Origin of the sequence: Streptomyces sp. HD (assembly GCF_028369295.1) — a bacterium.
GTDB lineage: Bacteria > Actinomycetota > Actinomycetes > Streptomycetales > Streptomycetaceae > Streptomyces.
In genome coordinates, this window is the sequence record NZ_JAQMYP010000015.1 from 58,136 (window position 1) to 84,112 (window position 25,977).

The window sequence follows — 25,977 nt, forward strand, 5'->3', positions numbered from 1 at the left end:
ATGCTCTCGGCCAAGGGGGCTGCAACGCCGCCAGGGGCGCGGGGCTGCGTTGAATTTGCGGCTACCGCCGCGCGGGCGCGACCAGCCACATCGAACCCGCAGCCGCCGACGAAGAAGAACCACCCCCTGCGAGTCGCAATCATCGGCGGCGGCCCCGGCGGCCTCTACGCCGCGGCGTTGCTGAAACGCCTCGACCCCAGCCGTGAGGTCACCGTCTGGGAACGCAACGCCCCCGACGACACCTTCGGCTTCGGAGTGGTCCTCTCCGACGAGACCCTCGGCGGCATCGAACACGCCGACCCCGTGGTCTACGAGGCCATGCAATCCCACTTCACCCGCTGGGACGACATCGACATCGTCCACCGAAACTCCCGCCAGACCTCCGGAGGACACGGCTTCGCGGCACTCGGCAGAAAACGCCTCCTGGAAATCCTGCACGACCGCTGCCACACCCTCGGCGTAGAGCTCCGCTTCCGCTCCGAGGCCCCCTACCCCGCCTGGCTGGCGGAGGCATACGACCTCGTCATCGCCGCCGACGGTGTGCACAGCACCACCCGCGAGGCCTACGCCCATGTGTTCCGGCCCCATGTGGCCGAACACCACTGCCGTTACATCTGGCTCGCCGCGGACTTCGCCTTCACATCCTTCCGCTTCGAGATCGCCGAGACCGAGCACGGCGTGATGCAGCTGCACGGATACCCGTACGCGCCCGACGCCTCCACCGTGATCGTCGAGATGCGGGACGAGGTCTGGCAGGCGGCCGGGTTCGCGGAACTCGACGAGCAGGAGTCCGTCGAGCGCTGCGCCAAGATCTTCGCGGAAGCACTCGGCGGACGGCCCCTCAAGTCCAACAAGTCGGCCTGGACGACCTTCCGCACGGTCGTCAACGAGCGCTGGTCGCACGGCAACATCGTCCTGCTCGGCGACGCCGCCCATACCGCTCACTTCTCCATCGGCTCCGGCACCAAACTGGCCGTCGAGGACGCCCTGGCACTCGCCGCCTGCCTGGAGGAACAGCCTTCCCTGGAGCGGGCGTTGGCGGCCTACGAGGAGGAACGCAAGCCGGTCGTCGCCTCCACGCAGCGCGCCGCCCGCGCCAGCCTGGAGTGGTTCGAGAACCTCGGCCTCTACCTCGACCAGCCGCCGCGGCAGTTCGCCTTCAACCTGCTCACCCGCAGCCGCCGCGTCACCCATGACAACCTGCGCCTGCGCGACGCCCACTTCACCGAGTCCGTGGAGGGCGAGTTCGGCTGCCCGCCTGGCACGCCCCCGATGTTCACCCCCTTCCGGCTGCGCGGCCTGACCCTGCGCAACCGGGTCGTCGTCTCCCCGATGGACATGTACTCCGCCACGGACGGCATCCCCGGCGACTTCCACCTCGTCCATCTCGGCGCCCGTGCCCTCGGCGGCGCCGGCCTGGTGATGACCGAGATGGTGTGCGTCAGCCCGGAAGGACGGATCACCCCCGGCTGCGCGGGCCTCTACACCGGCAGGCAGGCCGACGCCTGGAAGCGGATCGTGCAGTTCGTGCACGCCCAGGCACCCGGCACCGCGATCGGCGTGCAGCTCGGCCACAGCGGCCGCAAGGGGTCGACCAAGCTGATGTGGGAGGGCATGGACGAGCCCCTGGAGGACGGCAACTGGCCGCTCGTGGCGCCGTCCCCGATCCCCTACAAGCCGTACAGCCAGACCCCGCGCGAGCTGAGCCGCTCCCAACTCACCGACATCCGGGAGCAGTTCACGGCGGCCGCCTGGCGCGCCGCCCGGGCCGGCTTCGACCTCCTCGAACTGCACTGCGCGCACGGCTATCTGCTCTCCGGCTTCCTCTCCCCGCTCACCAACCGGCGCACCGACGCCTACGGGGGCTCCTTGGAGAAACGGCTCCGCTTCCCACTCGAAGTCTTCGACGCCGTGCGCGGCGTATGGCCGGAGGAACGGCCCATGACCGTCCGTATCTCCGCCACCGACTGGGCCGAGGGCGGCACGACCGGCGACGACGCCGTCGAGATCGCCCGCGCCTTCGCCGCGCACGGCGCCGACGCCGTCGACGTGTCGACCGGGCAGGTCGTGGCCGACGAGCGGCCGGAGTTCGGGCGGTCGTACCAGACGCCGTACGCGGACCGGATCCGCCACATCACCGGCCTCCCGGTGATCGCGGTCGGTGCGATCTCCTCCTGGGACGACGTCAACTCCCTGGTCCTGGCGGGCCGCACGGACCTGTGCGCCCTCGCCCGCCCCCACCTCTACGACCCGCACTGGACGCTGCACGCGGCGGCCGAGCAGGGCTACGTCGGTCCGGGCGTCGTCTGGCCGGCCCCGTACCGGGCGGGCAGCCGCCGCCCGCAGACCGGACGCACAGACGCCCCCAAACCCCGGCTCACGCTGGGAACTTGAGGGGGCATCCGCTCATCGGGGTGTGCTGCAGAGCGGCCATCCCGGCGGTCGGCGTCGTACCGTCCGCAGACGGGCGATCGTGGTCCTGCCCGCGCTCGGCAGCCCCGTCAGCCAGACCGTGGCCCCTGGGCCCTTGACGTGGTGGTCATGCGCAACAGTCCTCATCTCATGGTGTGCCCGAGGTCATAGACCGGCGAACGTCGCTCCCGCGTCGCGCAGACGCGCGTGCAGTCCCCGGAAGACGGCGGCCGAGCGCGCGCCCGGCCAGTCCTCGGGCAGCAGCCGGGCGGGCAGGCCGGGGTCGGTGTACGGGAGATGGCGCCAGGAGTCCAGGGCGAGGAGGTAGTCGCGGTAGGCCTCCTCGGGCGGGGTGTCCTGCCGTCGCTCCCAGCCGTGCAGCACGCGCGCGTGGCGGTCGAGGAACGCCTCGTGCTCCTTGGCGATCGCGGCCAGGTCCCACCAGCGGGCGACGGCCTCGGCGGTCGGCGTGAAGCCGAGGTGCTCGCCGCGGAAGAAGTCGACGTACTCCTCCAGGCGCAGCCGCGCGAGGGTGTGCCGGGCCTCCTCGTACAGCCGCGCCGGCGCGATCCACACACCCGGGGCAGCCGTCCCGAAGCCGAGCCCGGCCAGCCGGGAGCGCAGCACATGCCGCTTCTGCCGCTCCGACTCCGGCACCGAGAACACCGCGAGCACCCAGCCCTCGTCCTCGGGCGGCACGGTCGTGTAGATGCGCCGGTCGCCGTCGTCGAGCAACTGACGTGCGTCCCGCGACAGTTCGTACCCGGCCGCACCCTGCGCCGTACGGGCGGGCAGCAGCAGTCCGCGCCGCTTGAGACGGGACACCGACGAACGTACGGAGGGGGCGTCCACGCCGACCGCGGCCAGGAGTCTGATCAGCTCCGCGACCGGCACCGGGCCGGGCATATGGCGGCCGTAGGCGCCGTAGAGCGTGACGATGAGAGACCGTGGTGCATGCTGGTCGGACACGTTGATCATCTTAGGTCGTACGGGTCACTGCCGGTCACCCCGCGGGTCACTGCCGACGCGCAGCCGGAACCGCTGGAGCTTGCCGGTCGCCGTGCGCGGGAGCGCGTCCAGGAAGACGATCTCACGCGGGCACTTGTACGGCGCCAGCTCGGCCTTGACGAACGCACGCAGCGCCTCCACGTCGCGTCGCGCACCCTCCCTGAGCACCGCGTATGCCACCACGACCTGACCGCGCGCCTCGTCGGGGCGCCCCACCACCGCCGTCTCCAGGACGTCCGGGTGGCGCGACAGGGCCTCCTCGACCTCCGGGCCCGCGATGTTGTAGCCGGCCGAGATGATCATGTCGTCCGCGCGGGCGACATAGCGGAAGTAGCCGTCACTCTCCCGGACGTAGGTGTCGCCGGTGATGTTCCAGCCGTACCGTACGTACTCGCGCTGACGCGGGTCGGTGAGATAGCGGCAGCCGACCGGTCCCCGCACGGCGAGCAGCCCCGGTTCCCCGTCGGGCACTTCCTGGCCGTCCTCGTCGACGACACGCGCGTGCCACCCCGGTACCGGCACGCCCGTCGTCCCGGGCCTGATGTGTTCGTCGGCCGCGGAGATGAAGATGTGCAGCAGCTCGGTGGCGCCGATGCCGTTGATGATGCGCAGCCCGGTCCGCTCGTGCCAGGCCTGCCAGGTTGCGGCGGGCAGGTTCTCGCCCGCGGAGACACAGCGGCGCAGCGAGGTGATGTCGTGCGAGTCGAGCTCGTCCAGCATCGCGCGGTACGCCGTCGGCGCGGTGAACAGCACCGACACCCGGTGTTCGCCGATCGCGGGCAACAGCTGTCTGGGACCGGCCTGTTCGAGGAGCAGGGCGCTGGCGCCGGCCCGCATCGGGAAGATGACGAGTCCACCGAGGCCGAAGGTGAAGCCGAGCGGGGGACTGCCGGCGAAGACATCGCCCACATGTGGTTGCAGCACATGTTCCGAAAAGGTGTCCGCTATGGCGAGCACATCCCGGTGGAAGTGCATACAGCCTTTGGGGCGTCCGGTGGTCCCCGAGGTGAAGGCGATCAGCGCGACGTCGTCGGCCGCGGTGTCGGCGGCGGGATACGGCGCGTCGGGTGCCGGGCGGCGCAGCAGGTCGTCGGGGGCGTCACCGCCGTACGTCGCGATCCGCAGGCCGGGTATCTCGGCCTTGGCGAGGTCGTCGACGGCCCGGATGTCGCACAGCGCGTGCCGCACCTCGGCTATCTCGCACATGGTCGCAAGCTCGTGCGGCCGCTGCTGGGCCAGCACCGTGACGGCGACCGCGCCCGCCTTCAGCACCGCCAGCCAGCAGGCCGCCAGCCACGGTGTCGTCGGGCCGCGCAGCAGCACCCGGTTGCCCGGGACGACGCCGAGGTGGCCGGTGAGCACATGGGCGAGCCGGTCGACGTGGGCGCGCAGTGTGCCGTACGTCCATGTAGGGCCGGACGGGGTGTGGAACACGGGCCGCTCGGCATCGGGGCCGTCGAGCAGTTCGGCGGCGGCGTTGAGCCGTTCGGGGTAACGCAGCCCCGGCAGGTCGAAGCGGAGCTCGGGCCACTGGTCGGGCGGTGGCAGATGCTCGCGGGCGAAGCTGTCGACGTGGGCGGAGCGGTGCAGACCGGCCATGGCGGTTCGCCCCCTTGCCGTGTGGGCTGCCTTATGGGCGTCGTGCTGTGCACGTGGTGCGGGTGGGCATCGCGGTGGGCCAAGCGACCCCGGGGGAGTGTGGGTGCGTTTCCCCGGACCCGCTTACCACAGGGAGCGTATCGTGTTGGTGACGACAGTCAATGGTGCGCGATATCGTCGAGATGGTCCGGCGAAGAGGTCCGTCGAGCAGGTCGTCGCGAGCGTCCGTCGCGGACGGCTCCGCAGGGAGGTCGGCAATGCCCGCATTCTCACTCGATCCGACGCAAACCGCCTGGTGTGCGGAGCTGCGCGCCCTGGCCGCCGAACGTCTGCGCCCGCTCGCGGAGAAGGGCGAACCCGGGCACGTCAACCGCGCGCTCGTCGCCGAACTCGGTCAACTGGGCCTGCTGGAGCGGCTGTTCACCTCCGGCGCGGTCGACCTGTGCCTGATGCGGGAGTCCCTCGCGTACGCCTGCACGGAGGCGGAGACCGCGCTCGCCCTGCAGGGGCTGGGCGCCCACCCCGTGCACGCGTACGGCACCCCGGCCCAGCGGGAGCGCTGGCTGCCCCGGGTGGCCGAGGGCAGTGCGGTGGCGGCCTTCGCGCTGAGCGAGCCGGGCGCCGGGTCGGACGCGGCGGCGCTGGAGCTACGGGCGGAACGGGACGCCGAGGGGGGCGACGGGGAGGGCGCCGGCTCGGACACCGAGGGGGCGAGTAAGGGGGCGACCGAACCGCCCGTCGCCGAGCCCGACGGCCCCGCCCGCTGGCGGCTCACCGGCGAGAAGTGCTGGATCTCCAACGCCCCCGAGGCCGACTTCTACACCGTCTTCGCCCGCACCACCCCAGACGCCGGATCCCGCGGAGTGACCGCCTTCCTGGTCCCCGCCGACCGGCCCGGCCTCACCGGGGCGGGCCTCGACATGCTGTCCCCGCACCCCATCGGCGCCCTCGCCTTCGACTCCGTCCCCGTCACCACCGACGACATGCTCGGCGAGCCCGACCGCGGTTTCCGGGTCGCCATGGGCACCCTCAACCTCTTCCGGCCCAGCGTCGGCGCCTTCGCCGTCGGCATGGCGCAGGCCGCCCTGGACGCGACCCTCGCCCACACGGCCGAGCGGGACGCGTTCGGCGGCAAGTTGAAGGACCTTCAGGCGGTCGCCCACCAGGTCGCCGAGATGGCCCTGCGCACGGAGGCGGCCCGCCTCATGGTGTACGCGGCGGCGACGGCGTACGACGAGAAAGCGGCGGACGTGCCGGGACGGGCGGCGATGGCGAAGCTGCTCGCGACGGAGACCGCGCAGTACGTCGTCGACAAGGCGGTCCAACTGCACGGTGCCCGGGCCCTGCGCCGCGGTCATCTGCTCGAACACCTCTACCGCGAGGTGCGCGCGCCGCGTGTCTACGAGGGCGCCAGCGAAGTCCAACGCGGCATCATCGCAAGGGAGTTGTACGCGACCGTGGAGGCCGGCCAGTGAGCACCGAGCGCGTCAACCCGCCCGACCTGTCCCCGCCCACCGGCTTCTCCCACGCGGTCGTCGCCACCGGCTCACGGGTCGTCTTCCTGGCCGGCCAGACCGCCCTCGACGCGGACGGCAAAGTCACCGGGGCCACCCTGCCCGAGCAGTTCGAGCGGGCCCTGGCCAATCTGCTGGCGGCACTCACCGCGGCCGGCGGCACCCCCGCCGACCTCGCCCGGGTGACGGTCTACGCCACCGATGTCGCCGCGTATCGCACACAGGCCGGCGAACTCGGCCGTGTCTGGCGGCGGTTGGCGGGGCGGGACTATCCGGCGATGGCGGTCGTCGAGGTCGTACGGCTGTGGGACGAAGAGGCGATGGTGGAGCTCGACGGGTTCGCCGTGCTGCCGTAGCTCCCGCTCATGCGAGGGGGCCCCTCATGCGGGGTTCCGTCAATGCGGGGGTCCCGCTCACGCCGCCATCGCGAGGCGCTCGGCCGGCACCCGGTGCGGCGCGACGACGCGGCCGTCGGGCAGCAGCTCACCGCTGTCGTCGAAGACGATCGCCCCGTCGCAGAGCAGGCTCCAGCCCTGCTCGGGGTGTGCCGACACCACATGTGCGCTGTGGTTGCCGGAGGAAGGGCACGAAGGCTGGTGGGAACACATGGCGCACCTCCACATCGGGCGGACGAGCCGTGTGGTTCGTCCATATGGGTAGACCATGCGCCCGCCGCGACCTCATCGGAACGGCCGGTCATGAACCGTGACAACACGCGGACAACACTCTGACCGATCCACGACGGTCGGGGCGGACTCGCCACCGAGTGGGTGACGGTCACGTCCGCGGGCGCACCCGGCGGGTACCAGTGGAAGGCCCCACTCCGCCCACCCGGGAGGTCATCCCATGCCCCTGCGCCCCGCTCTCGCCACCGCCGCCTGCGCCGCGCTGCTCCTGCTGGTCGCCGCGCCCTCGGCCCCCGCTCACTCCGGGGCGGCCGCGGGCCCCGAGGAGATCGTGACCATCGACAACACGGGCCGTATGTCCGCGGACGGCACCGTCACCCTGTCCGGTACCTACCGCTGCGTCGACAGTGTGGGCCCGGTGTTCGTGAGCGCCTCCATCAGCCAGCGGACCGAGACCGTCCGATACGCCATCGGCGGCACCTCTGCCGTGTGCGACGGCAAGCTGCACCGCTGGGAGAACAAGAGCAAGTCCGCCCCGACCACGCTCAAGCACGGCAAGTCGGACGTCGAGGCCACCATCGTGGAGCTCCACCCCGTCGGCATCCTGCCGCTGCCCCGCTTCCACGCACTGCTGAAGGAGAACATCATGCTGAAGAAGGCGTGACGGCGGCCCACCTACCGCACGACGCGGGCCACGCCCCTCCCGGTCGGGAGGGGCGCCGTGTCATCTGCCGCTCGCACGCCCTGACTTATATGTGCGGGTGCCACATAGGCAGTTACCTCATGTGTGGGTGTCACATGTGTGCGTGTCACACGGGTGGGTGGGATACGGGTGGTTGCCCGGCTCACCGCTCGGCCAGGTGAAGAGCCGCATGTTCGTGGCCCGGTGGTCCTGGAACCAGGACGCGACCGCCGCCGTGTCACCCGCGAAGACCCGGCTCATGCTCGCTCCTCGGGGCGTACGGGGACGGACTGTCGTACGGGGACGGACAACGGTGCGGGTGCGGGTGCGGGCTCGGGGTCGGAGCCGCCGTCGGTGCGCGTCTCCAGCGCCCGCAGTACGGCCACCATGTCCTCGCCGCCGTACCCCTGCGCCACCGTCTCCTGGAACAGGCTGTGGCAGACGTCGAGCAGCGGGGAGGCCAGGTCGGCCCTGCGGGCGGCCTCGGCGATCAGGCGGTTGTTCTCCAGGACGTTGGTGACGGCCGCCTGGACGGTGAAGTCGCGGTCCAGCAGCTTGGACCCCTTGGTACGGGAGACGGCGCTGGCCATCGGGCCCGCGTCCAGGACGTCGCGGAGCAGGCGCTGGTCGAGGCCGTGCCGGTCGGCGAAGTGGAACGCCTCGGTCAGCCCGGTGACCAGGGTGATCAGGAAGAGGTTCACCGAGAACTTCATCAGCAACGCGCCCGGGACGGGACCACAGTCGAACATCTCCCGGCACATGGGCGCGAGCAGGGGCCGTACGGCAGTCACGGCGTGTTCGTCACCCGCCAGCATCCCCACCAGTTCGCCCTGCTCGGCCGGGACGCGGGAGCCGGAGACGGGGGCCTCGACATACCTCCCGCCCGCCGCCCGGATGTCACCCTCAAGGCCGCCCGAGTACTCGGCCGAGGTGGTGCCCATGTGGACGACGGTGTGGCCGGCGACGCGCGTGGCGAAGTCCGGGGTGCCGCGCCCCAGCACCGTGTCGACGGCGGCCTCGTCGGCCAGCATCAGGATCACGGTGCCGGCCCGTTCGAAGACCTCGGCGGGGCTCGCCACGACCACGGCTCCGTCGGCGCGCACGGGCTCGCACCGCTCGGGCGTGCGGTTCCACACGACGAGGGGTGTCCCGGCCCGGGCGAGGTTCAGCGCCATGGGCTGCCCCATGACCCCGAGACCGACGAAACCGACGAAATCGACGTGCACGATGAGCGCCCACTCTCGGTTGGCCAGGACTATGACGGCAGTCATAGTAGCCGACCTCTATGACAGTGGTCATAGGATGGGTTGCGGAGAGTTCGACGAAGGGAGAGACCGACGATGTCCGAACGGGGGCCGCGCGAGCGGATGGTCTTCAGCGCGGCTCAGCTCATCCGGCGCGACGGGGTCGCCGCCACCGGGATGCGCGAGGTCGCCGCCCATGCCGGTGCGCCGCGCGGTTCGCTCCAGCACTACTTCCCCGGCGGCAAGGAGCAGCTGGTCAACGAGGCGGTGGGCTGGGCGGGGAGGTACGCGGGGAACCGGGTCGCCCGCTTCCTGGCCGCGTTGCCCGAGCCGACGCCCGGAGGGCTGTTCGCCGAGATGGTGCGGCAGTGGACCGATGAGTACGAGGCGGCCGGGTTCGCCGGGGGCTGTCCCGTGGCCGCCGCCACGGTGGACTGGGCGGAGTCCACCACGTCCACACGGGAGGCCGCGGCAGCCGCCTTCGCCACCTGGACCGGCCCGGTGGCGCGCGCCCTGGCCGACATGGGCGTGCCCGAGGAACGGGCCGGTGCGCTGGCCACGCTCATGATCAGCACCCTGGAGGGAGCGATCCTGATGGCGCGCGCCGAACGGGACGTGCGCGCCCTGACGACCGTTGTCCGGGAACTCGGGCCACTGCTCGACGGGGCGGTGAGCGACGAAGCGGTGGCCGATGGGGCGGTGGGTGACGGGGCGGCGGGCAAGGACGACTGACCGGCCGGGTCACGCGCATCTGGTCGCCGTGGGTCCCTCCAAGTGACGTCCAATCCGGTTGCCGCGAATCGATCTCGCGACCTACCGTCGGCCCATGGCGGACGACGAACCCACGCGCGCGGCCCGGCTGTTGGACGCTCAGGCGAAGGCGGAGCGGCTCTTCGCGGAGATCGGGGAACGCGGGCTCGTCGCGCCCGGCCAGGGGGAGCGGGCGGTCAGTGACCGGGTGCGGGACCTGGCGAACGAACTGTTCGGCACCACCCGGCACTGGCACAAGCGGATCGTGCGCTCGGGGCCGAACACGTTGATGCCGTACCGGGAGAACCCGCCGGACCGGGTGATCGGCGCGGACGACATCGTGTTCGCCGACTTCGGGCCGATCTTCGAGGAGTACGAGGCCGACTTCGGGCGGACCTTCGTGCTGGGCGACGACCCGGTCAAGTGGCGGCTGCGGGACGATCTGCCGGAGGTCTTCGCCGCCGGGAAGCGGTACTTCGAGAGCGATCCCGACATCACCGGGAAGCGGCTCCACGCCGAGGTCGAGCGGCTGGCCGCCGAGGCCGGGTGGGAGTTGGGCGGCTGGCATGCCGGGCACCTGGTCGGGGAGTTCCCGCACGAGTGGATCGACGGCGCCGACGTGGAGTCGTACATCGCGCCCGGCAACGACACCCCGCTGCGCCGTACCGACAAGGCGGGGCGTCGCTGTCACTGGATCCTGGAGATCCATCTCATCGACCGGGGACGGGAGTTCGGCGGGTTCTACGAGGAACTGCTCACTCTCGGCTGACAGATGGGCCAGGCGGGCCAGGCGGCCAGGCGGAACAGGCGGCCAGGCGGAACAGGCGGCCAAGCGGAACAGGCGGCCGGCCGTTCGGCCGGCCGCCTGTGATCTCTGCCCGGTGAGGGGCAGGCCCGCCTAGAAGGCGGTGTTGTTGCAGCCCATCGTCGATCCGAGGTGGTTGGCCTGGCTTCCGGACTGGCCCTCGCCGTTGAGGCCGTTGCCCAGAACGCCGTTGAGCACGCCGACGATGCCCAGGATGTCGAGGTTCAGGTCGTGGGACTTGCACTGGGTGCTCTGCTGCACCTTGACGTTGTTGCCCCGGCCGTCGCCCCGGCCATCGGCGTGGGCGGTGCCTGCGGCCAGGGCTCCGACGCTGGTGAGGGCAGCGACCAGGACGGCGGCCTTGCGAAGCTTGTGCATGTCATCTCCGGTGGAGTGTGGAGTGAGGTGGATGCGGCACGGGAGGAAATGACCCCGTACAATCAGGGAAGATTAATTAGAAATGCCCCAAATCGTCCCTTGGCGCGCCGAGTTTCGTGATCTTGTGTCGGAAACCGGGTGGCCAGGAGGGATCCGATGGAACGTGCGAATCCCGATCCCGCAAGTCCCGTACGCACAGGTGCTGTACCTGCGGAGCCCGCACCTGCGGATCCTGCGCCCATGGACCCCGCACACACCCGCTCAGGACGCATCGACGTCCACCAGCATGTGATCCCGCCCGACCTCGCCCGTGCCGTCACCGGCCGTGCCGCGGCCGTCGGATGGCCCGCCCCCGCCTGGGACGAGCGCAGTGCGATCGCCATGATGGACCGGCGGTCCATCGCCACCGGAGTGCTGTCCTTCGCCGCGCCGCTCGCCGGCCCGGACGACCTCGCCGGAGCACGTGAGGTGGCCCGCGGCGTCAACGAGTACACCGCCGAACTGGTCAGGAACCGCCCCGACCGCTTCGGGCACTTCGCCGCCCTCCCGCTGCCCGACGTGGACGGCGCACTCGCCGAGGCGGCGCACGCCCTGGACGAACTGCACGCGGACGGCGTCGTGGTGCTGTCCAACGTCCACGGCCGCTACCTCGGCGACCCGGCGTTCGAGCCGCTGTGGGCCGAACTCGACGCCCGCGCCGCAGTGGTCCTCGTCCATCCGACGGCGCCGCCCGGCGCCCCCGTCCCCGATGTGCCCCCGCCACTGGCGGACTTCCCCTCCGACACGACCCGCGCCGCCCTGCACTTGACGATGCGCGGCGTCCCGCGCCGTTACCCCCGGATGCGGATGATCCTCCCGCACGCCGGCGGCTTCCTGCCGTACGCCGCCCACCGCTTCGCCCTGGCCGCCCGCCTCCCCAACGGCGAGACCCCCGACGGCCCGCGCCGAACCCCCGAGGACTTCGTCACCGATCTCCGGCGCTTCTACTTCGACACCGCCATCTCCGCCGCCCCGGCGACCCTGCCCTCACTCCTCGCCTTCGCCGCACCCGAGCGCGTCCTCTACGGCAGCGACTTCCCCATGCTCCCGGAGGACTGGGGCACCGGCTTCGACACGGCCCTGGACGAGTACCCGCACTGGGATCCGGGCCGCTTGCACGCCGTCAACCGCGGCAACGCGGAACTTCTCATGCCGTGCCTGGCCGCGGCGACGAAGGGCACACGCGACCTCTGACGAGTCAGCCCACGGCGACGCCCTCGGTCGTGCTCGAACCCGGAGACGGGCTGGGCAGCGTTCCCGTGCAGGTGGCGCGGCCGAAGTCACCGCTGGCGGTGGCGCTCTGCAGATGCCGGCCCCGGACGGCGACGGCGCAGCGGGCCCGGCCGCCCTTCTCGCCGAGCACGATACTCACGACGGGGCTGCGGCCGAGCGGCACCGGCACGGTCTTGCGCCACGGCAGGGCGGCGCCCCGCACGACAGTGGCCTTCCCGGACTCGCTGCGCGCCTGGTAGGTGATGTCGGCGGTGCCGGTGCCTGTCACCTCGTACGTGACCGATGCGGTGGGTACCGCGGGCTTCTTCTTCTCCTCGCCGCCCCCGGAGAGCACCCCGTAGAGCACGAGTCCACTGCACACGGCGAGCGCCACGGCGGCCGTGATCACCCCGGACCGGTCCGGACGGCTCGCACCGGACCTGACCTCGGACCTGGCATCGGACGCGGCATCGGACCTGGCATCGGACCTGACCTCGGACGTGGCATCGGACCTGGCATCGGACCTGACCTCGGACGTGGCATCGGATTTCGCGGTGGAGTCACGCATGAATTTCCCCCCTCGAAAAGTGAATTACCGGTGCACCCAGCTCGCGCGGAGTGATGTCGGGCCGCGTTATACCGCACGGCGTCGGCCGTTTTCCAGCCCCCGGAAAAATCGGACACAAAGCCCCGCCCGTATGGCTGTTTTGGGAGAGCTGGGCCGCCAAGTTGGCGAATTGTCTTGACACTTGACGTGACGTCAGTCAAATCACTAGACCCCGCCTGGAATTCAACGACCTTCGACGGAAAGGTTTGGTGTGAGTCCCAGATTGGGCAAAGCACTGGCGTGCCTCGTGGCGGCTGCCGTGACAAGTTCACTGCTGCCCCAGGTGGCTTATGCAGCGTCCGGTTCCGATGGTGACGGCGGGAGTCTCGTCGACAGTGTCAAGGACTGGTTCGCGGATGACGACGGCCGGGAATCGGAGCAGCCGTCGTCCCACGACGAGGCGGGGGTGGCCGAGCGGCAGAAACTGCCGAAGGGCAAGGTGGCGCCGAAGGCGAAGCGGCTCGCGGAGCTGACCGGGCGGCGCACGGCGAACACCCGCTTCTTCCAGATGTCCGACGGACGGGTGCAGGCCGAGGTGTCGGCCGTACCGACCGCCTACCGGGCGGGCAAGGCGTGGCGGGACATCAGGACCCGGATCGAGAAGTCCGGGCAGGGCGGCTTCGAGTACGCCAACACCAGCAACGCGCTGCGCAGTTGGTTCGACGGCGACGCCGACCGGCTGATGCGGGTCGGGTCCGCCGACGGGCACACCGTGACGCTGGGACTGGAAGGCGCGAAGGGCTTACTGGATCCGGTGGCGAAGGGTGACACGGTCACCTACCGCGATGCGGTGGCCGGCGCGGATCTGTCGTACGAGGTCGGCGCGGGCCGGGTGAAGGAGAACATCACCCTGGCCGAACGCCCCGACGGACCGCTGAAGTTCGTCTTCACCCTGGACACGGACGGGCTGACGCCGAAGGCGGGCAAGGACGGCTCGATCGCCTTCCACGGCGAGGGCACGAACCCCGTCCTGGTCATCCCGGCCCCGTTCATGACGGACGCGCGGAAGGACGCCGAGTCGCCCTACGGCACCGCCTACTCCACCGCGGTACGGCAGCGGCTCACCCGGGACGGCAAGGGCTGGAAGCTGACGGTCGTCCCCGACGCGAAGTGGCTCGCCTCGCCGCGGCGGCAGTATCCGGTGACCATCGACCCGACCATCCAGATCGCCCCGACGCCGGCGACGGCGCAGGACGTGATGATCTCCTCGGACGGCCCGGCGTCGAACTACGACACCAACTGGCGTCTCTCGGTGGGCAACACCGGCACGGGCAGCTCCCGCGCACTGCTGCGGTTCCCGCTCGGCGGGGTCCCCGCGGGCACGAAGCTGGACTCGGCCGACCTGAGGCTCTACTACGACCAGACGCACACCACCGACGACAGCGAGGTGGACCTGGAGGCGCACCGGGCGACCGCGGCCTGGAGCGAGGAGCAGGCGACCTGGAACAACGCGTCCCAGATCACCGGCGAGCTGTCGGGGACGTCGGTCCTGGTGGACGACGGGGACGCGGGCACCACGGCCGCGAAGGGCTCCTGGCCCGCCTCGGGGAACACGGCGTACACGCAGTACGCGGTGAACCAGGACTACCTGTACAACAAGGACACGGTCGCCGGGGACACCTACACCTGGCAGCCGAACCTTCCCGAGGACGGCGACTACCAGGTCCAGGCGCACTATGTGCCCGCCTCGGACCGGGCGACGGCCGCCCCCTACACGGTCACCTACGACGGCGGCAGCAAGGCGTACACCGTCGACCAGCAGGCCGGTTCGGCCGGTGTGTGGAAGACGCTGGGCACCCACCGCTTCAAGGCGGGCACGGCGGGCAGGATCGTGCTCGGCGACGGGCCGGCGTCCGCCACGACGTCGGTGATCGCGGACGCGGTGCGGTTCACCAAGGGCGGTGTGGTCACCAAGCGGCCCTCCGAGCTGAACGTCTGGCACTCCTTCCCGGTGACGAAGACGGTCCAGTCGTGGATCGACGGCGTCAACACCAACCACGGATTCGTGGTCAAGGCCGCCGACGAGTCCGCGAACGCCCCCAAGGGCGGCCCGCGCTACGAGGGCAGTGAGTACGCCTACGAGGGCGAGACCGCCAACTACCCCCGTCTGGTGCTGACCTACGGCCGTCCCGGTGTCGAACTGGAGGCGCCGACGACGATCCACGACACGGGCGCGGAGCTGAAGTGGTCGGCGTACACGGACCCGTCCACCGCGACCGGTGACGACATCGTCGAGTACCAGGTGCACCGCTCGGTCTACCAGACGTTCACGCCCTCGGCGGCGACGCTGGTGGCGCCGGTGTCCAAGTCGCAGACGTCGTACACGGACACCTCGGCCACACCGACCGCGGCGGACAGCGCGGACGAGTTCGGGCGGGCGTACTACTACATGGTCGCGGTCAGGACAGCGGACGGCCAGGTCAGCGGCGCGCCCACCCAGCTGGTGCGACTGCCCAAGGCCGGCCGCACCACGAAGATCGTCGAGGCCGCGCAGGACACCACCCTGTCGCAGACGGAGTCGACCACCCCGCACGACACCCTCACCGACGGCATCGCGCAGAAATGGCTGGGAGTGGGCAACAACTCGCCCACCTACGGCACCACCCGCGCACTGCTGAAGTTCCCCGCCCTGGACATCCCCACGAGCGCCCGGGTGCTGGACGCCACCATGCGGCTGTGGGGCACCCAGACCACCACCGAGAACACCGGCGCCGTCTACGAGATGCGGCCGCTGACCCGCGACTTCGACGAGGCGTCGGCGACCTGGGTGAAGGCGGACGCCACCACCGGCTGGACCACCGCCGGCGGCGACTTCGGCGCCACGGTCGCCGACACCGTCCCCGCGCTGAGCAACGACCCGTCCCGTCACGACTGGAGCGCCGCCTCCCTGGTCCAGAGCTGGGTGCGCACCCCCGGCTCCCGCCAGGCCGTGCTGCTGAAGACGGCGGACGAATCGGTCAAGCAGGAACGCACCGTGTTCCTGTCCTCCGAGGCACCGGAGAAGAAGCTGCGCCCGCGCATGGTCGTCACCTACCTCGACTCCACCACGGACTCGACGTACTACGCGCCCAAGACGCCGGCCCGGATGACGCCGAACTCCGCCTACACGGTCGAGTTCACCCTCACCAACACCACCGACGCGACCTGGACCGCGGCCGACAAGGTGCTGTCCTACACCTGGGCGCTGCCCGACGGCACGGACAGGACCACCGGCGGCAACCAGGTGCAGACCGCGCTGCCCGAGGACGTGGCTCCCGGTGAGACGGTCACGCTGCAGGCGCAGGTCAGGACGCCGATCAACAGCGACAACGGCAACAAGCGCACCGACCACGTGCTGACCTGGGACCTGTTCGACAAGACCGCGGGCACCTGGCTGTCGGCCGGGACCGGCGGTATCCCGGGCCTGAAGCAGAACGTGGCGGTCGAGGACCCGACCTCCAACAGCCTGGGTCTGGAGAAGTTCTACTCCTACACCGGCAAGAACACCGGAGCCGGGTCGACGGTGATGAACAACCTCGCCGCCGGCAACACCGTGTGGTCCTACAACGCGTTCACCAACCCCGGACGCGGCCTGACCACCTTCGCCCGCTTCACCTACAACTCCCTGGACACCTCCGACACCGTGCTCGGCGGCGGGTGGTCCGCGCAGCTCGCCGGTCCGATACGCCTCGGCGCGCCGCTGGACTTCCACCCCAACCCCAGCGCCAACGCGACCGAGATCCGCCTGCCCGACGGTGACGGCACCACCCACACCTTCGCCAAGCAGGCCGACGGCACCTGGAAGGCCCCCGCGGGCGTCCACTACCAGGTGACGATGAAGCCGGGCCTGGACTGCACCCCGGACAAGGACCCCGTCCCGGACGCCTGGACGCTGCTGCGCCCGGACGGCACCCGCTTCCTGTTCGGCTGCGACGGATATCTGACCTCGGTGGTCGACAAGAACGGCAACACGCAGACGTACACCTACGAGGAACGCAAGTCCAACAACAAGCCGACCAAGTTCCTCTCCTACATCACCGACCCGGCCGGCCGGCGGTCGCTGGCCGTGGAGTACTACTCCAAGGCCGAGGCGAGCAGCCCGAAGATCACCGACCACGTCAAGTCGATCACGGACATCTCCACCCGCAAGCTGGCCTTCGAGTACTCCGACCAGGGTCTGCTGACCAGGATCACCGACGGTGCGGGCTCGTCCCAGCCCAAGGTGTTCGGCTTCACGTACGACGCCACGCAGGGGAACAAGAACGTCAAGCTGGTCACGGCCACCGACCCGCGCGGCCACGACACGAAGCTGGCGTACTACGCGCCGCAGACCGGCGACGACCCCAAGTACCACTGGTGGACCAAGAAGATCACCGACCGGGTCGGGGGTGACACGCTCTTCGCGTACGCGGCGAACACGGCGAACACCAAGTTCACCGACACCACCGTCACCGACGCCGAGACCCGCGCGACCAGGTACGTCGCCGACGACTACGGCCGCCCGGTGCAGACCACCAATGCCAAGTCCCAGACCACCAGGATGAGTTGGGACGCGGACAACAACGTCACCTACCTGGAGGAGGACAACGGCGCCAAGACCGCGTACTGCTACAGCCAGAAGACCGGCTACCCGCTCTGGCAGCGCGACGCCGAGAACAACAGGAACGGCGTCCCGGACCAGACGGCCACCTGTGTGAGCGACACCTCCAAGTGGCCCGCGAACGCGGCGAAGTACGAGTACCAGACCCGCGCCGACGGCTACACCGCCGACCTGTTCCGCAAGACCTCACCCGAGGGCCGCGCCTGGCAGTTCGGCTATGACACCTACGGCAACCTCAAGACGGTCACCGACCCCAAGGGCGTGGCGACCGCCACGGCCGGTGACTACACCACGAAGTACGACTACGACGCCTACGGCCGGCTCACCAGGGCGACCGACGCGGGCGGCAACCCGACCTCGTACGCCGAGTTCCACGCGACCGGATACCCGAAGCGGATCACGGACGCCAAGTCGTTCCCGACCCTGTTCGACTACGACGACCGCGGCCAGGTCACCAAGGTGACCGACGCCGACCTCAAGGTGACGACGCAGGCCTACGACACCTACGGCCGTCCGAAGGAGGGCACGGAACCCAAGGACCAGGCGGCCGGTGACCTGATCACCACGCCGGCCCCGGAGTACGACGCCAACGACAACATCACCAAGGCGACCTCACCGAACGGCGCGGTCTCCACGGCGGTGTACGACGACGCGGACCAGATCACCTCGGCGACCGCGCCGAAGGACACCACCACGTCCGACGAGCGGCGCACGACGTACACGTACGACAAGGTCGGCAACCTCAAGGCGACGACCGAGCCCAAGGGCACCCTGACGGCGTCGGACACCACCGACTACGTCACCACCAACCACTACAACGAGATCCACCAGCTCACCTCCGTGGTCAACGCGGCCGGTGACAAGGTGAGTTATGAGTACGACAACGTCGGCAACGTCGTCACGGTCGTCGACCCGAAGAAGAACGCGACGGCGGACACGACCGACTTCTCCAGCAGGACGGCGTACGACCTGAACCACCGCGCCACCGTCGTCACGGACGCGGCCGGCAAGACCACCAAGCGGGGCTACGACAAGGACTCGCTGGTCACGTCGACCACGGACGCGGAGAACAACGTCACCACGGTCGTCTACGACGAGCGCGGCAAGCAGTCCGAGGTGAAGGTGCCCTACGAGGGCGGCACGATCCGTACGACGAAGTACGAGTACGACCAGGTCGGCAACGTCACCAAGGTCATCACGCCGCGCGGCACCCAGACCGCGACCGCGGACGACTTCACCCTGCGCACCGCGTACGACGAGCTGAACCGGCCGGTCAGGCAGTACCAGCCGTACGACCCGGCGGACTCCCGCTACAACGACCCGAACGTCTACACCGAGACCGTCTACGACAAGATCGGCCGGGTGGCGAAGACCTCGCTGCCGCCGTCCGAGGGCGAGAGCGTCCGCAACGACACCACGTTCGAGTACTTCGACAACGGCTGGGTCCGCTCGTCCACCGACCCGTGGGACATCGCCACCACGTACGACTACGACGAACTCGGTCTGCAGACGGCCCGCACGCTGACGTCGGCGGGCGGTTCCTCCAACCGGACCATGTCGTGGTCTTACTACCCCGACGGCAAGCTGAAGTCGAAGTCCGACGACGGTGTGCCGGTGGGCAGGTCGGTCGTCCTCGCCGACAATTCCGACACCCAGAGCACGTCCTTCACCGGCACCTGGACGACCGGGAACGTCACCGGCCAGCAGGGCTACGACCACCGCACCCACACGGCGGGCACCGGCACGGACGCGTACACGTGGACGCTGAACATCCCCAAGGACGGCACGTACACCGCGTATGTGAAGTACCCGCAGGTCACCGGCGCCACCACCACCGCCAAGTACACCCTCACCCACGGCACCACCACCGAGCCGGCCGTCACCAGGAACCAGACGACGGGCGCGGGCACCTGGGTCAGCCTGGGCACCTTCCCCCTCAAGCGGGACGAGAGCACCAAGCTCAGGCTGGACCAGAGCGGCGGCGGCATCGCGGTCGCCGACGCGGTCAAGCTGGTGCGCGACAACGCGGGGGAGACCGACACCGAGAAGAAGACCTTCGCGTACGCCTATGACGTCAACGGCAATCTGACGTCGATCGACGACACCTCGTCGGGCGCGAAGGTCGATGCCTACACCGTCGCCTACACCGGCCTCAACCAGGTCCAGAAGGTGACGGAGGCGCTCGCAGGCCAGGAGAAGAAGGCCACCTCGTACACGTACGACGCCAACGGCCTGCCGGAGACGGTCACCCACCCCGACCAGTTCTCCAAGTACACCTACGATCTGCGCGACCTGGTCAAGACCGTCTCGGTCGGCAAGAACGCGACGGACACCGACCCGAAGCTGAGCTCGTACACCTACACCGACCGCGGTCTGAAGCTGAAGGAGACCAAGGACAACGGCAACACGGTCGACTACGCCTACTACCTCAACGCGGCGCTGAAGACGTCCACGGAGAAGAAGGCGAACGGCACGCTCGTCGCCTCGCACACCTACGCCTACGACCCGAACGGCAACAAGGCGCAGGACGTGGCGAAGAAGATGAACGCCGACAACCACTCGGCATACCTCGAATCGACCACCGACTACACCTACGACCCCGTCAACCGGCTGAAGGAGTCCGCCAAGACCGGCAACGGCGCCGGCACGGAGACCTACGTCCACGACGCCAACGCCAACGTGATCCGGCAGACGGTCGACGGCGCCGAGACGGCGTACGAGTACGACCGCAACAGGCTGCTGACGGCGACGACCGCGGGCGTGGGCGCGCAGTACACCTACGACCCGTTCGGCCGGCTGGAGACGGTCACCTCGCAGGGCGAGGTCATCGAGCGCAGCGTGTACGACGGCTTCGACCATGTCGTCGAGTCGCAGAAGATGGACGACTCGGGGACCCTGAAGTCGACCAAGTACACCTTCGACCCGCTGGACCGGACCGCGTCCAAGACGACCGACGGCAAGACCACCGACTTCGCCTACCTCGGCCTGTCCGGCGAGGTGCTGAACGAGGAGGTCGCGGGCGTCCTGTCGAAGTCGTACCAGTACAGCCCGTGGGGCGAGCGGCTGTCGCAGGTCAAGCACAACACCGACGGCACGACCGAGGACGGCTACTACGGCTACAACAGCCACACCGACGTCGAGACGCTGACGGACGAGGCCGGCGACACGAAGGCGACCTACGGCTACACGGCCTACGGCAAGGACGACGAGGCCGAGTTCACGGGCATCGACAAGCCGGACACCGCCGACCCGGCCAAGGAGACGTACAACGCCTACCGCTACAACGCCAAGCGCTGGGACGCCCAGTCGGGGACGTACGACATGGGCTTCCGCGACTACGACCCCGGGCTCAACCGGTTCGTGACCCGGGACATGTACAACGGCGCCCTCGCCGACATGGGCCTCGGCTCCGATCCCTTCACCGGGAACCGGTACGCGTTCGGCGGCGGCAACCCGACCACCTTCATCGAGTACACCGGGCACAAGCCGGCCGAGTGCAACGAATCCGGCTACTCCTGCTCGATGAACGACGCGGGCGGCTGGGACGTCAACTACACCGCCCCGCCGTCCAGCGACGGCTACACCGAGGGGACCGCGTCGGAGCCCTTCTTCGACTTCGGCAACGACTTCCCCTACGACCCGAACGCCGAGGCGACCTGGGACGACTACAAGAACTGGAACCTGTGGGGGATCAAGAAGAACGGCGGCATGCTGCTCTCGGCGCTGGGCATCTACTCCGACGGTGCCCTGGACGACGCCGTACCGCTCTACTCCCACTACCGCACCGGCCTGGGCACGGACCAGGAGGTCAACTACCGGGAGGGCTACTACGAGGACTCCGGGATCAGAACGTCGGTGGACGACGAGATCGCCCGTGCGCAGCAGGCGGCGGAGAAGCTGAGCGTGCTGCTCGGCACCGACACCTTCGACATGACGGGCGGTCTGCATGGCGTCAAGCAGTATCCGACGACCGAGAACTGGCAGAAGGCGATCGGCGACCACAAGGTCTGGGGCAGCGCCAACGTGACGCGTGACGGCGATCAGATGACCATGACGATCACCGTGCACGCCCTGGACCAGTACGACTTCAACGCGGGCGCCTCGGACATCGCCTCCGGCACCCCCGACGACGTCAACGGACGGTTCGCCACGCTCGGCTGGGCCGCGCCGTTCCTGGTGCGGGGCACGTTCACCCGCAACGTGACCTGGACCGTGGGCCAGGCCGGAACGACTACGGTAGGCAGCGATGTGCACCGATAGACGACGACACCGGGCCGGCGGGCGAGGGGCCCGCAACATCTGCCTGGCCGCGGCGACCGTGGCCATGGCCGCGCTCGCCCTGACCGGCTGCGCCGAGCAGCGGACGCAGGCGGTGGACACCGGCCGGCCCCAGGGCTCCCGGGCGACCGCGACGGCCGGATCTCCGGCCGCCGACGGTCTCCGGAAGGACGAGGAGCCGGTGCGGGCGCGCTTTCCGGAGTTCGGGGACTTCGCCGCCGTGGTCTGGAAGGGCGAAGCCCTCGGCCAGAACGACCGGTCGTCGGTGCCCGGTCCCACGGACGTCCGAATGTCCGGAGTCGTCCGGCTCACCGAAGCCGACGCGACCCGGCTGCAGGACACGTACACCTGGCAGGGCACTTCCGCCCAGCCGGACCTCCCGACCGACCTGCGCGCCCAGCTGCCGTCCGGCGCCCGGTGGCAGACGAGCACGGACTTCACCCGCGCCGTCACCGGGGACCGCTACACGGCGACGTTCCATGCCGACCTCGATCGGAAGGTGCTGGTCTTCGACGCGGTGAACCCGGAGAAGAAGGGATAGCCCGGAGAAGAAGGAATAGCCCGGAAGAGAAGGGATAGCCCGGAAGAGAAAGGGCAACGCCTTCCCCGAACCCGACGGCCCGCCGTCCGGACCCTGCGTCCGGGCGGCGGGCCGTCCGCTTGCGGGCGCGCCCTCCGCGGCGGCTGGTGCCGCAGCTCGTGGCGCGGGGTCACCATGTGCCGCCCACGACGGTCGGCGAAGCGGTGGCGGCCGCCCGGCCGGACGCGATCGTTTCCGCCGGCCAGTCCGGTGGGACGGCCCGGCGCCTGTCTCTCTGCGTGTGCGAGTGCGTCCGCGTGGGTTGCGGCCGACCCTGGATGTACGGGTTCCTGAGCGGACGGAGCTGGAGGAGAGGGCCATCATGGAGAAACCGCTCGTCGTTTCGGCGCAGGACTGGGAGGACGCACGTCGGGAGTTGCTCGTGGAGGAGAAGCAGCTGACGCGCGCCCGTGACGCACTGGCCGCCAAGCGCCGACGGATGCCGTGGCTCGCGGTGGAGAAGCAGTACGAGTTCGACGGGCCCGAGGGCAGGGTGGGTCTGGTCGACCTGTTCCAGGGGCGTCGGCAGCTGATCGTCTACCGCGCCTTCTTCGAGCCGGGCGTGTCCGGCTGGCCCGACCACGCCTGCGTGGGCTGCTCCATGGTGGCCGACCATGTCGGCCACCTCGCCCATCTGAACGCCCGCGACACCACGCTGATCTTCGCCTCGCGGGCACCGCAGCCGGACATCGAGCGTGTGAAAGCCCGGATGGGCTGGACGATTCCCTGGTACACGATCACCGACGACTTCGACGCCGACTTCGGTGTGGACGAATGGCACGGCACGAACGCGTTCATCCGCGACGACGACAGCGTGTTCCGCACCTACTTCATCAACGCCCGCGGCGACGAGGCGATGGGGAGCACGTGGAGCTACCTCGACATGACCGCGCTCGGTCGGCAGGAGACATGGGAGGAATCACCCGAGGGCTATCCCCAGACCCCGCCCTACGAATGGTGGAACTGGCACGACCAATACGGCACTCGGTGACGGGGTTGCCGCCGTCTGCCGTCTGCCGTCTGCCGTCTGCCGTCCGCCGGCTGTCGGGTGTTACGGGGCGGCGGGGCCGGCGAGCACGGCGGCGAGGCGGTCGAGTACGCCGGGCCAGCCGTTCCCCATGCCGTCGAAGGCGGCCTTGCCGAGCGGTGAGTCGAGGTCGAAGCCCTCGTGGGTGAGGAACAGCCGGGTGCCGTGGCCCTCGGGTTCCAGGCGCCAGGTGACCGTGGTGTCCAGACTCCCCTCGGCGAAGCTGTAGCGCAGCAGCCGCTCGGGTTCGACGGCGAGGACCTCGCAGGGCTGCTCGCCCCAGGGCCCCATGTCCAGGCTGAAACGGTGGCCGACGACCGGACGTACATCGCCCGCGGCCCACCAGCGGGCGTGCAGCTCGGGGTCCGTCAGTGCCTTCCAGACGGTGGCGGGGGAGTGGGGCAGGAACTGGTCGCAGTGGATGGCGGGGGCGCCGTCGGCGGGTGCGGAGGTCATGGTCGGGCGTCCTTGCTGTTCTGGTCGGTGTCCTGCTCGTCGAGCAGGTCGCGCAGTGAGCGCATACGTGCGTGCCAGTAGTGCTCGAAGGGGTGCAGCCACTCGCCGACTTCCGCCAGCGGCGCGGGTTCCAGGTGGTAGAAGCGCTGTCGGCCGCGTGGCTCCTCCCGCACGAGCCGGGCCTGGCGCAGCACCTGGAGATGTTCGGAGATCGCCGGCCGGCTCAGCTCGAAGCGGCCGGCGAGGTCATTGACGGCACGCGGCCCGTCCCGCAGGGCATCGAGAAGTTGACGCCGCACAGGGTTGGCGAGTGCGCTGAAGACGTCCGGGGGCATGGCCGAAACAATAGGTCGGAGATTCCCGACGCGTCAAGGTATTCCGACACGTCGGATCGGCGGGCGATTCCCCCCGAAACCCGGCAGCGCGCTGCTGTCGAAGCAGGTGAAGACGCCGCCCTGCCGGACCCGCGTTCACGCAAGTCGGGCAGGGCGCGGCGGTGTCCGCGATTCAGATGTCGCGGAAGATCTCGATCTGCGCCCCGATCGAGTTCAGACGCTCGGCCAGGTCCTCGTATCCACGGTTGATGACGTACACGTTCCGCAGCACGGACGTGCCCTCCGCCGCCATCATCGCCAGCAGCACGACCACGGCGGGCCGCAGGGCGGGCGGGCACATCATCTCGGCGGCGCGCCAGCGGGTGGGGCCCTCGACCAGGACGCGGTGCGGGTCCAGCAACTGGAGGCGGCCGCCGAGGCGGTTGAGGTCGGTGAGGTAGATCGCGCGGTTGTCGTAGACCCAGTCGTGGATCAGGGTCTTGCCCGACGCGACGGCCGCGATGGCCGCGAAGAACGGGACGTTGTCGATGTTCAGGCCCGGGAACGGCATCGGGTGGATCTTGTCGATCGGCGCCTCCAGCTTGGAGGGCCGGACGGTCAGGTCCACCAGTCGCGTACGGCCGTTGTCCGCGAAGTACTCGGGCGTACGGTCGTGGTCGAGCCCCATCTCCTCCAGGACCGCCAGCTCGATCTCCAGGAACTCGATCGGCACCCGGCACACCGTCAGCTCCGACTCGGTGACGACGGCGGCGGCCAGCAGGCTCATCGCCTCCACCGGGTCCTCGGACGGCGAGTAGTCGACATCGACGTCGATGGTGGGCACACCGTGCACGGTGAGAGTGGTCGTGCCGATGCCCTCGACCCGGACGCCGAGCGCCTCAAGGAAGAAACACAGGTCCTGGACCATGTAGTTGGAGGAGGCGTTGCGGATGACGGTGACGCCGTCGTACCGCGCGGCGGCCAGCAGCGCGTTCTCGGTCACCGTGTCGCCGCGCTCGGTCAGCACGATCGGGCGGTCGACGCGGACGGACCGGTCGACCGTGGCGTGGTACTGGCCCTCGGTCGCCGCGACATCCAGCCCGAACCGGCGGAGCGCGATCATGTGCGGTTCGATGGTCCGCGTGCCGAGGTCGCAGCCGCCGGCGTACGGCAGCATGAAGTGGTCCATGCGGTGCAGCAGCGGACCGAGGAACATGATGATGGAGCGGGTGCGTACGGCGGCCTCGGCGTCGATGGCCGCCATGTTCAGCTCGGACGGCGGCACGATCTCCAGGTCGACACCGTCGTTGATCCAACGGGTGCGCACACCGATGGAGTTGAGCACCTCCAGGAGGCGGTAGACCTCCTCGATGCGGGCGACGCGGCGCAGCACGGTGCGGCCCTTGTTGAGCAGCGAGGCGCACAGCAGGGCCACGCAGGCGTTCTTGCTGGTCTTGACATCGATGGAACCGGACAGTCGACGTCCGCCGACGACCCTGAGATGCATCGGCCCGGCGTACCCCAGCGACACGATCTCGCTGTCCAGGGCTTCACCGATTCGGGCGATCATCTCAAGGCTGATGTTCTGGTTGCCGCGCTCGATGCGATTGACGGCGCTCTGAGAGGTGCCGAGCGCCTCGGCCAGCTGCGTCTGTGTCCAGCCTCGGTGTTGCCGGGCGTCACGGATGAGCCTGCCGATGCGTACGAGGTAGTCGTCTGCCATGGAGTCGAGGTTATCTCAGATATGAGATGGCACATTTCATGGGGTCCATTCGGGTGACGCACCGTCAAGGTCGCCTGGCGGCACGGGTAGGACATCACCCGAAAGAACCAGTCAAATCCACCGATGTAGTACGACGTTCCACTG

The 25,977-nt window shown here is 69.8% G+C and carries 20 protein-coding genes; 10 read left to right on the forward strand and 10 right to left on the reverse strand.

Annotated features, from left to right (window positions below; genetic code table 11):
• Positions 1–2,394 carry a bifunctional salicylyl-CoA 5-hydroxylase/oxidoreductase gene (locus POF73_RS16840; protein ID WP_272115948.1) on the forward strand — a complete coding sequence of 798 codons (2,394 nt, stop codon included), beginning with the start codon at positions 1–3 and terminating at the stop codon, positions 2,392–2,394.
• A gap of 183 nt (positions 2,395–2,577) precedes the next feature.
• Here POF73_RS16840 and POF73_RS16845 read toward each other — a convergent pair whose 3' ends face one another.
• Positions 2,578–3,390 (reverse strand): PaaX family transcriptional regulator, encoded by an 813-nt coding sequence (locus tag POF73_RS16845; protein ID WP_272115950.1) that lies wholly within the window; start codon positions 3,388–3,390, stop codon positions 2,578–2,580.
• A 15-nt stretch (positions 3,391–3,405) separates the two neighbouring features.
• Complete coding sequence (locus tag POF73_RS16850; RefSeq protein WP_272115952.1) at positions 3,406–5,019, reverse strand: AMP-binding protein; 1,614 nt, start codon at positions 5,017–5,019, stop codon at positions 3,406–3,408.
• 257 nt (positions 5,020–5,276) lie between these two features.
• Between POF73_RS16850 and POF73_RS16855 the strand changes: the two genes are divergently transcribed.
• On the forward strand, positions 5,277–6,494 hold the full coding sequence (locus POF73_RS16855; RefSeq protein WP_272115954.1) for an acyl-CoA dehydrogenase family protein: 1,218 nt from the start codon (positions 5,277–5,279) through the stop codon (positions 6,492–6,494).
• Positions 6,491–6,889: a RidA family protein gene (locus POF73_RS16860; protein WP_272115956.1), complete on the forward strand. Its 399-nt coding sequence runs from the start codon at positions 6,491–6,493 to the stop codon at positions 6,887–6,889. Before POF73_RS16855 ends, POF73_RS16860 begins: the two co-directional genes overlap by 4 nt.
• A gap of 57 nt (positions 6,890–6,946) precedes the next feature.
• Here POF73_RS16860 and POF73_RS16865 read toward each other — a convergent pair whose 3' ends face one another.
• Positions 6,947–7,141 (reverse strand): DUF5999 family protein, encoded by a 195-nt coding sequence (locus POF73_RS16865; RefSeq protein ID WP_272115957.1) that lies wholly within the window; start codon positions 7,139–7,141, stop codon positions 6,947–6,949.
• A 238-nt stretch (positions 7,142–7,379) separates the two neighbouring features.
• On the opposite strand from POF73_RS16865, the gene POF73_RS16870 reads away from it, so the two are divergent.
• The gene (locus tag POF73_RS16870) at positions 7,380–7,823 is read left to right on the forward strand and encodes a DUF6299 family protein (RefSeq protein WP_272115959.1); all 444 of its coding nucleotides are present in this window, start codon (positions 7,380–7,382) and stop codon (positions 7,821–7,823) included.
• Positions 7,824–7,940: 117 nt separating this feature from the next.
• Here the strand turns inward: POF73_RS16870 and POF73_RS16875 are convergent, their stop codons facing one another.
• Complete coding sequence (locus POF73_RS16875) at positions 7,941–8,102, reverse strand: hypothetical protein (RefSeq protein ID WP_272115961.1); 162 nt, start codon at positions 8,100–8,102, stop codon at positions 7,941–7,943.
• Positions 8,099–9,112, reverse strand: a complete 1,014-nt coding sequence (locus POF73_RS16880; protein ID WP_272115963.1) for an NAD(P)-dependent oxidoreductase — start codon at positions 9,110–9,112, stop codon at positions 8,099–8,101. The genes POF73_RS16875 and POF73_RS16880 overlap by 4 nt, the downstream gene beginning before the upstream one ends.
• A gap of 69 nt (positions 9,113–9,181) precedes the next feature.
• On the opposite strand from POF73_RS16880, the gene POF73_RS16885 reads away from it, so the two are divergent.
• Together POF73_RS16885 and POF73_RS16890 are read left to right on the forward strand one after the other, a co-directional pair.
• On the forward strand, positions 9,182–9,817 hold the full coding sequence (locus POF73_RS16885; RefSeq protein WP_272115965.1) for a TetR/AcrR family transcriptional regulator: 636 nt from the start codon (positions 9,182–9,184) through the stop codon (positions 9,815–9,817).
• A 94-nt stretch (positions 9,818–9,911) separates the two neighbouring features.
• Positions 9,912–10,604 carry a M24 family metallopeptidase gene (locus POF73_RS16890; RefSeq protein ID WP_272115967.1) on the forward strand — a complete coding sequence of 231 codons (693 nt, stop codon included), beginning with the start codon at positions 9,912–9,914 and terminating at the stop codon, positions 10,602–10,604.
• Positions 10,605–10,733: 129 nt separating this feature from the next.
• On the opposite strand, the gene POF73_RS16895 is transcribed toward POF73_RS16890, so the two are convergent.
• On the reverse strand, positions 10,734–11,018 hold the full coding sequence (locus POF73_RS16895; RefSeq protein WP_272115969.1) for a hypothetical protein: 285 nt from the start codon (positions 11,016–11,018) through the stop codon (positions 10,734–10,736).
• Positions 11,019–11,258: 240 nt separating this feature from the next.
• Between POF73_RS16895 and POF73_RS16900 the strand changes: the two genes are divergently transcribed.
• The gene (locus POF73_RS16900; protein WP_272115970.1) at positions 11,259–12,251 is read left to right on the forward strand and encodes an amidohydrolase family protein; all 993 of its coding nucleotides are present in this window, start codon (positions 11,259–11,261) and stop codon (positions 12,249–12,251) included.
• Between the two features lie 4 nt (positions 12,252–12,255).
• Here the strand turns inward: POF73_RS16900 and POF73_RS16905 are convergent, their stop codons facing one another.
• A complete protein-coding gene (locus tag POF73_RS16905; protein WP_272115973.1) occupies positions 12,256–12,837 on the reverse strand; it encodes a hypothetical protein in 582 nt (193 codons plus the stop codon).
• Positions 12,838–14,074: 1,237 nt separating this feature from the next.
• Here POF73_RS16905 and POF73_RS16910 point away from each other — a divergent pair.
• The 3 genes from POF73_RS16910 (at position 14,075) to POF73_RS16920 (ending at position 23,304) form a co-directional block, all read left to right on the forward strand.
• Positions 14,075–21,715, forward strand: coding sequence for a golvesin C-terminal-like domain-containing protein (locus tag POF73_RS16910; RefSeq protein ID WP_334313606.1), 7,641 nt, complete (start codon positions 14,075–14,077; stop codon positions 21,713–21,715).
• A complete protein-coding gene (locus tag POF73_RS16915) occupies positions 21,702–22,274 on the forward strand; it encodes a hypothetical protein (RefSeq protein ID WP_272115977.1) in 573 nt (190 codons plus the stop codon). The genes POF73_RS16910 and POF73_RS16915 overlap by 14 nt, the downstream gene beginning before the upstream one ends.
• Positions 22,275–22,635: 361 nt before the next feature.
• Positions 22,636–23,304 (forward strand): DUF899 domain-containing protein, encoded by a 669-nt coding sequence (locus POF73_RS16920; RefSeq protein ID WP_272115979.1) that lies wholly within the window; start codon positions 22,636–22,638, stop codon positions 23,302–23,304.
• A 60-nt stretch (positions 23,305–23,364) separates the two neighbouring features.
• On the opposite strand, the gene POF73_RS16925 is transcribed toward POF73_RS16920, so the two are convergent.
• The 3 genes from POF73_RS16925 to POF73_RS16935 form a co-directional block, all read right to left on the reverse strand.
• Positions 23,365–23,796 carry an SRPBCC family protein gene (locus tag POF73_RS16925; RefSeq protein WP_272115981.1) on the reverse strand — a complete coding sequence of 144 codons (432 nt, stop codon included), beginning with the start codon at positions 23,794–23,796 and terminating at the stop codon, positions 23,365–23,367.
• Complete coding sequence (locus POF73_RS16930; RefSeq protein ID WP_272115983.1) at positions 23,793–24,131, reverse strand: ArsR/SmtB family transcription factor; 339 nt, start codon at positions 24,129–24,131, stop codon at positions 23,793–23,795. Before POF73_RS16930 ends, POF73_RS16925 begins: the two co-directional genes overlap by 4 nt.
• A gap of 172 nt (positions 24,132–24,303) precedes the next feature.
• A complete protein-coding gene (locus POF73_RS16935) occupies positions 24,304–25,833 on the reverse strand; it encodes a helix-turn-helix domain-containing protein (protein ID WP_272115985.1) in 1,530 nt (509 codons plus the stop codon).
• Positions 25,834–25,977 lie beyond the last annotated feature (144 nt).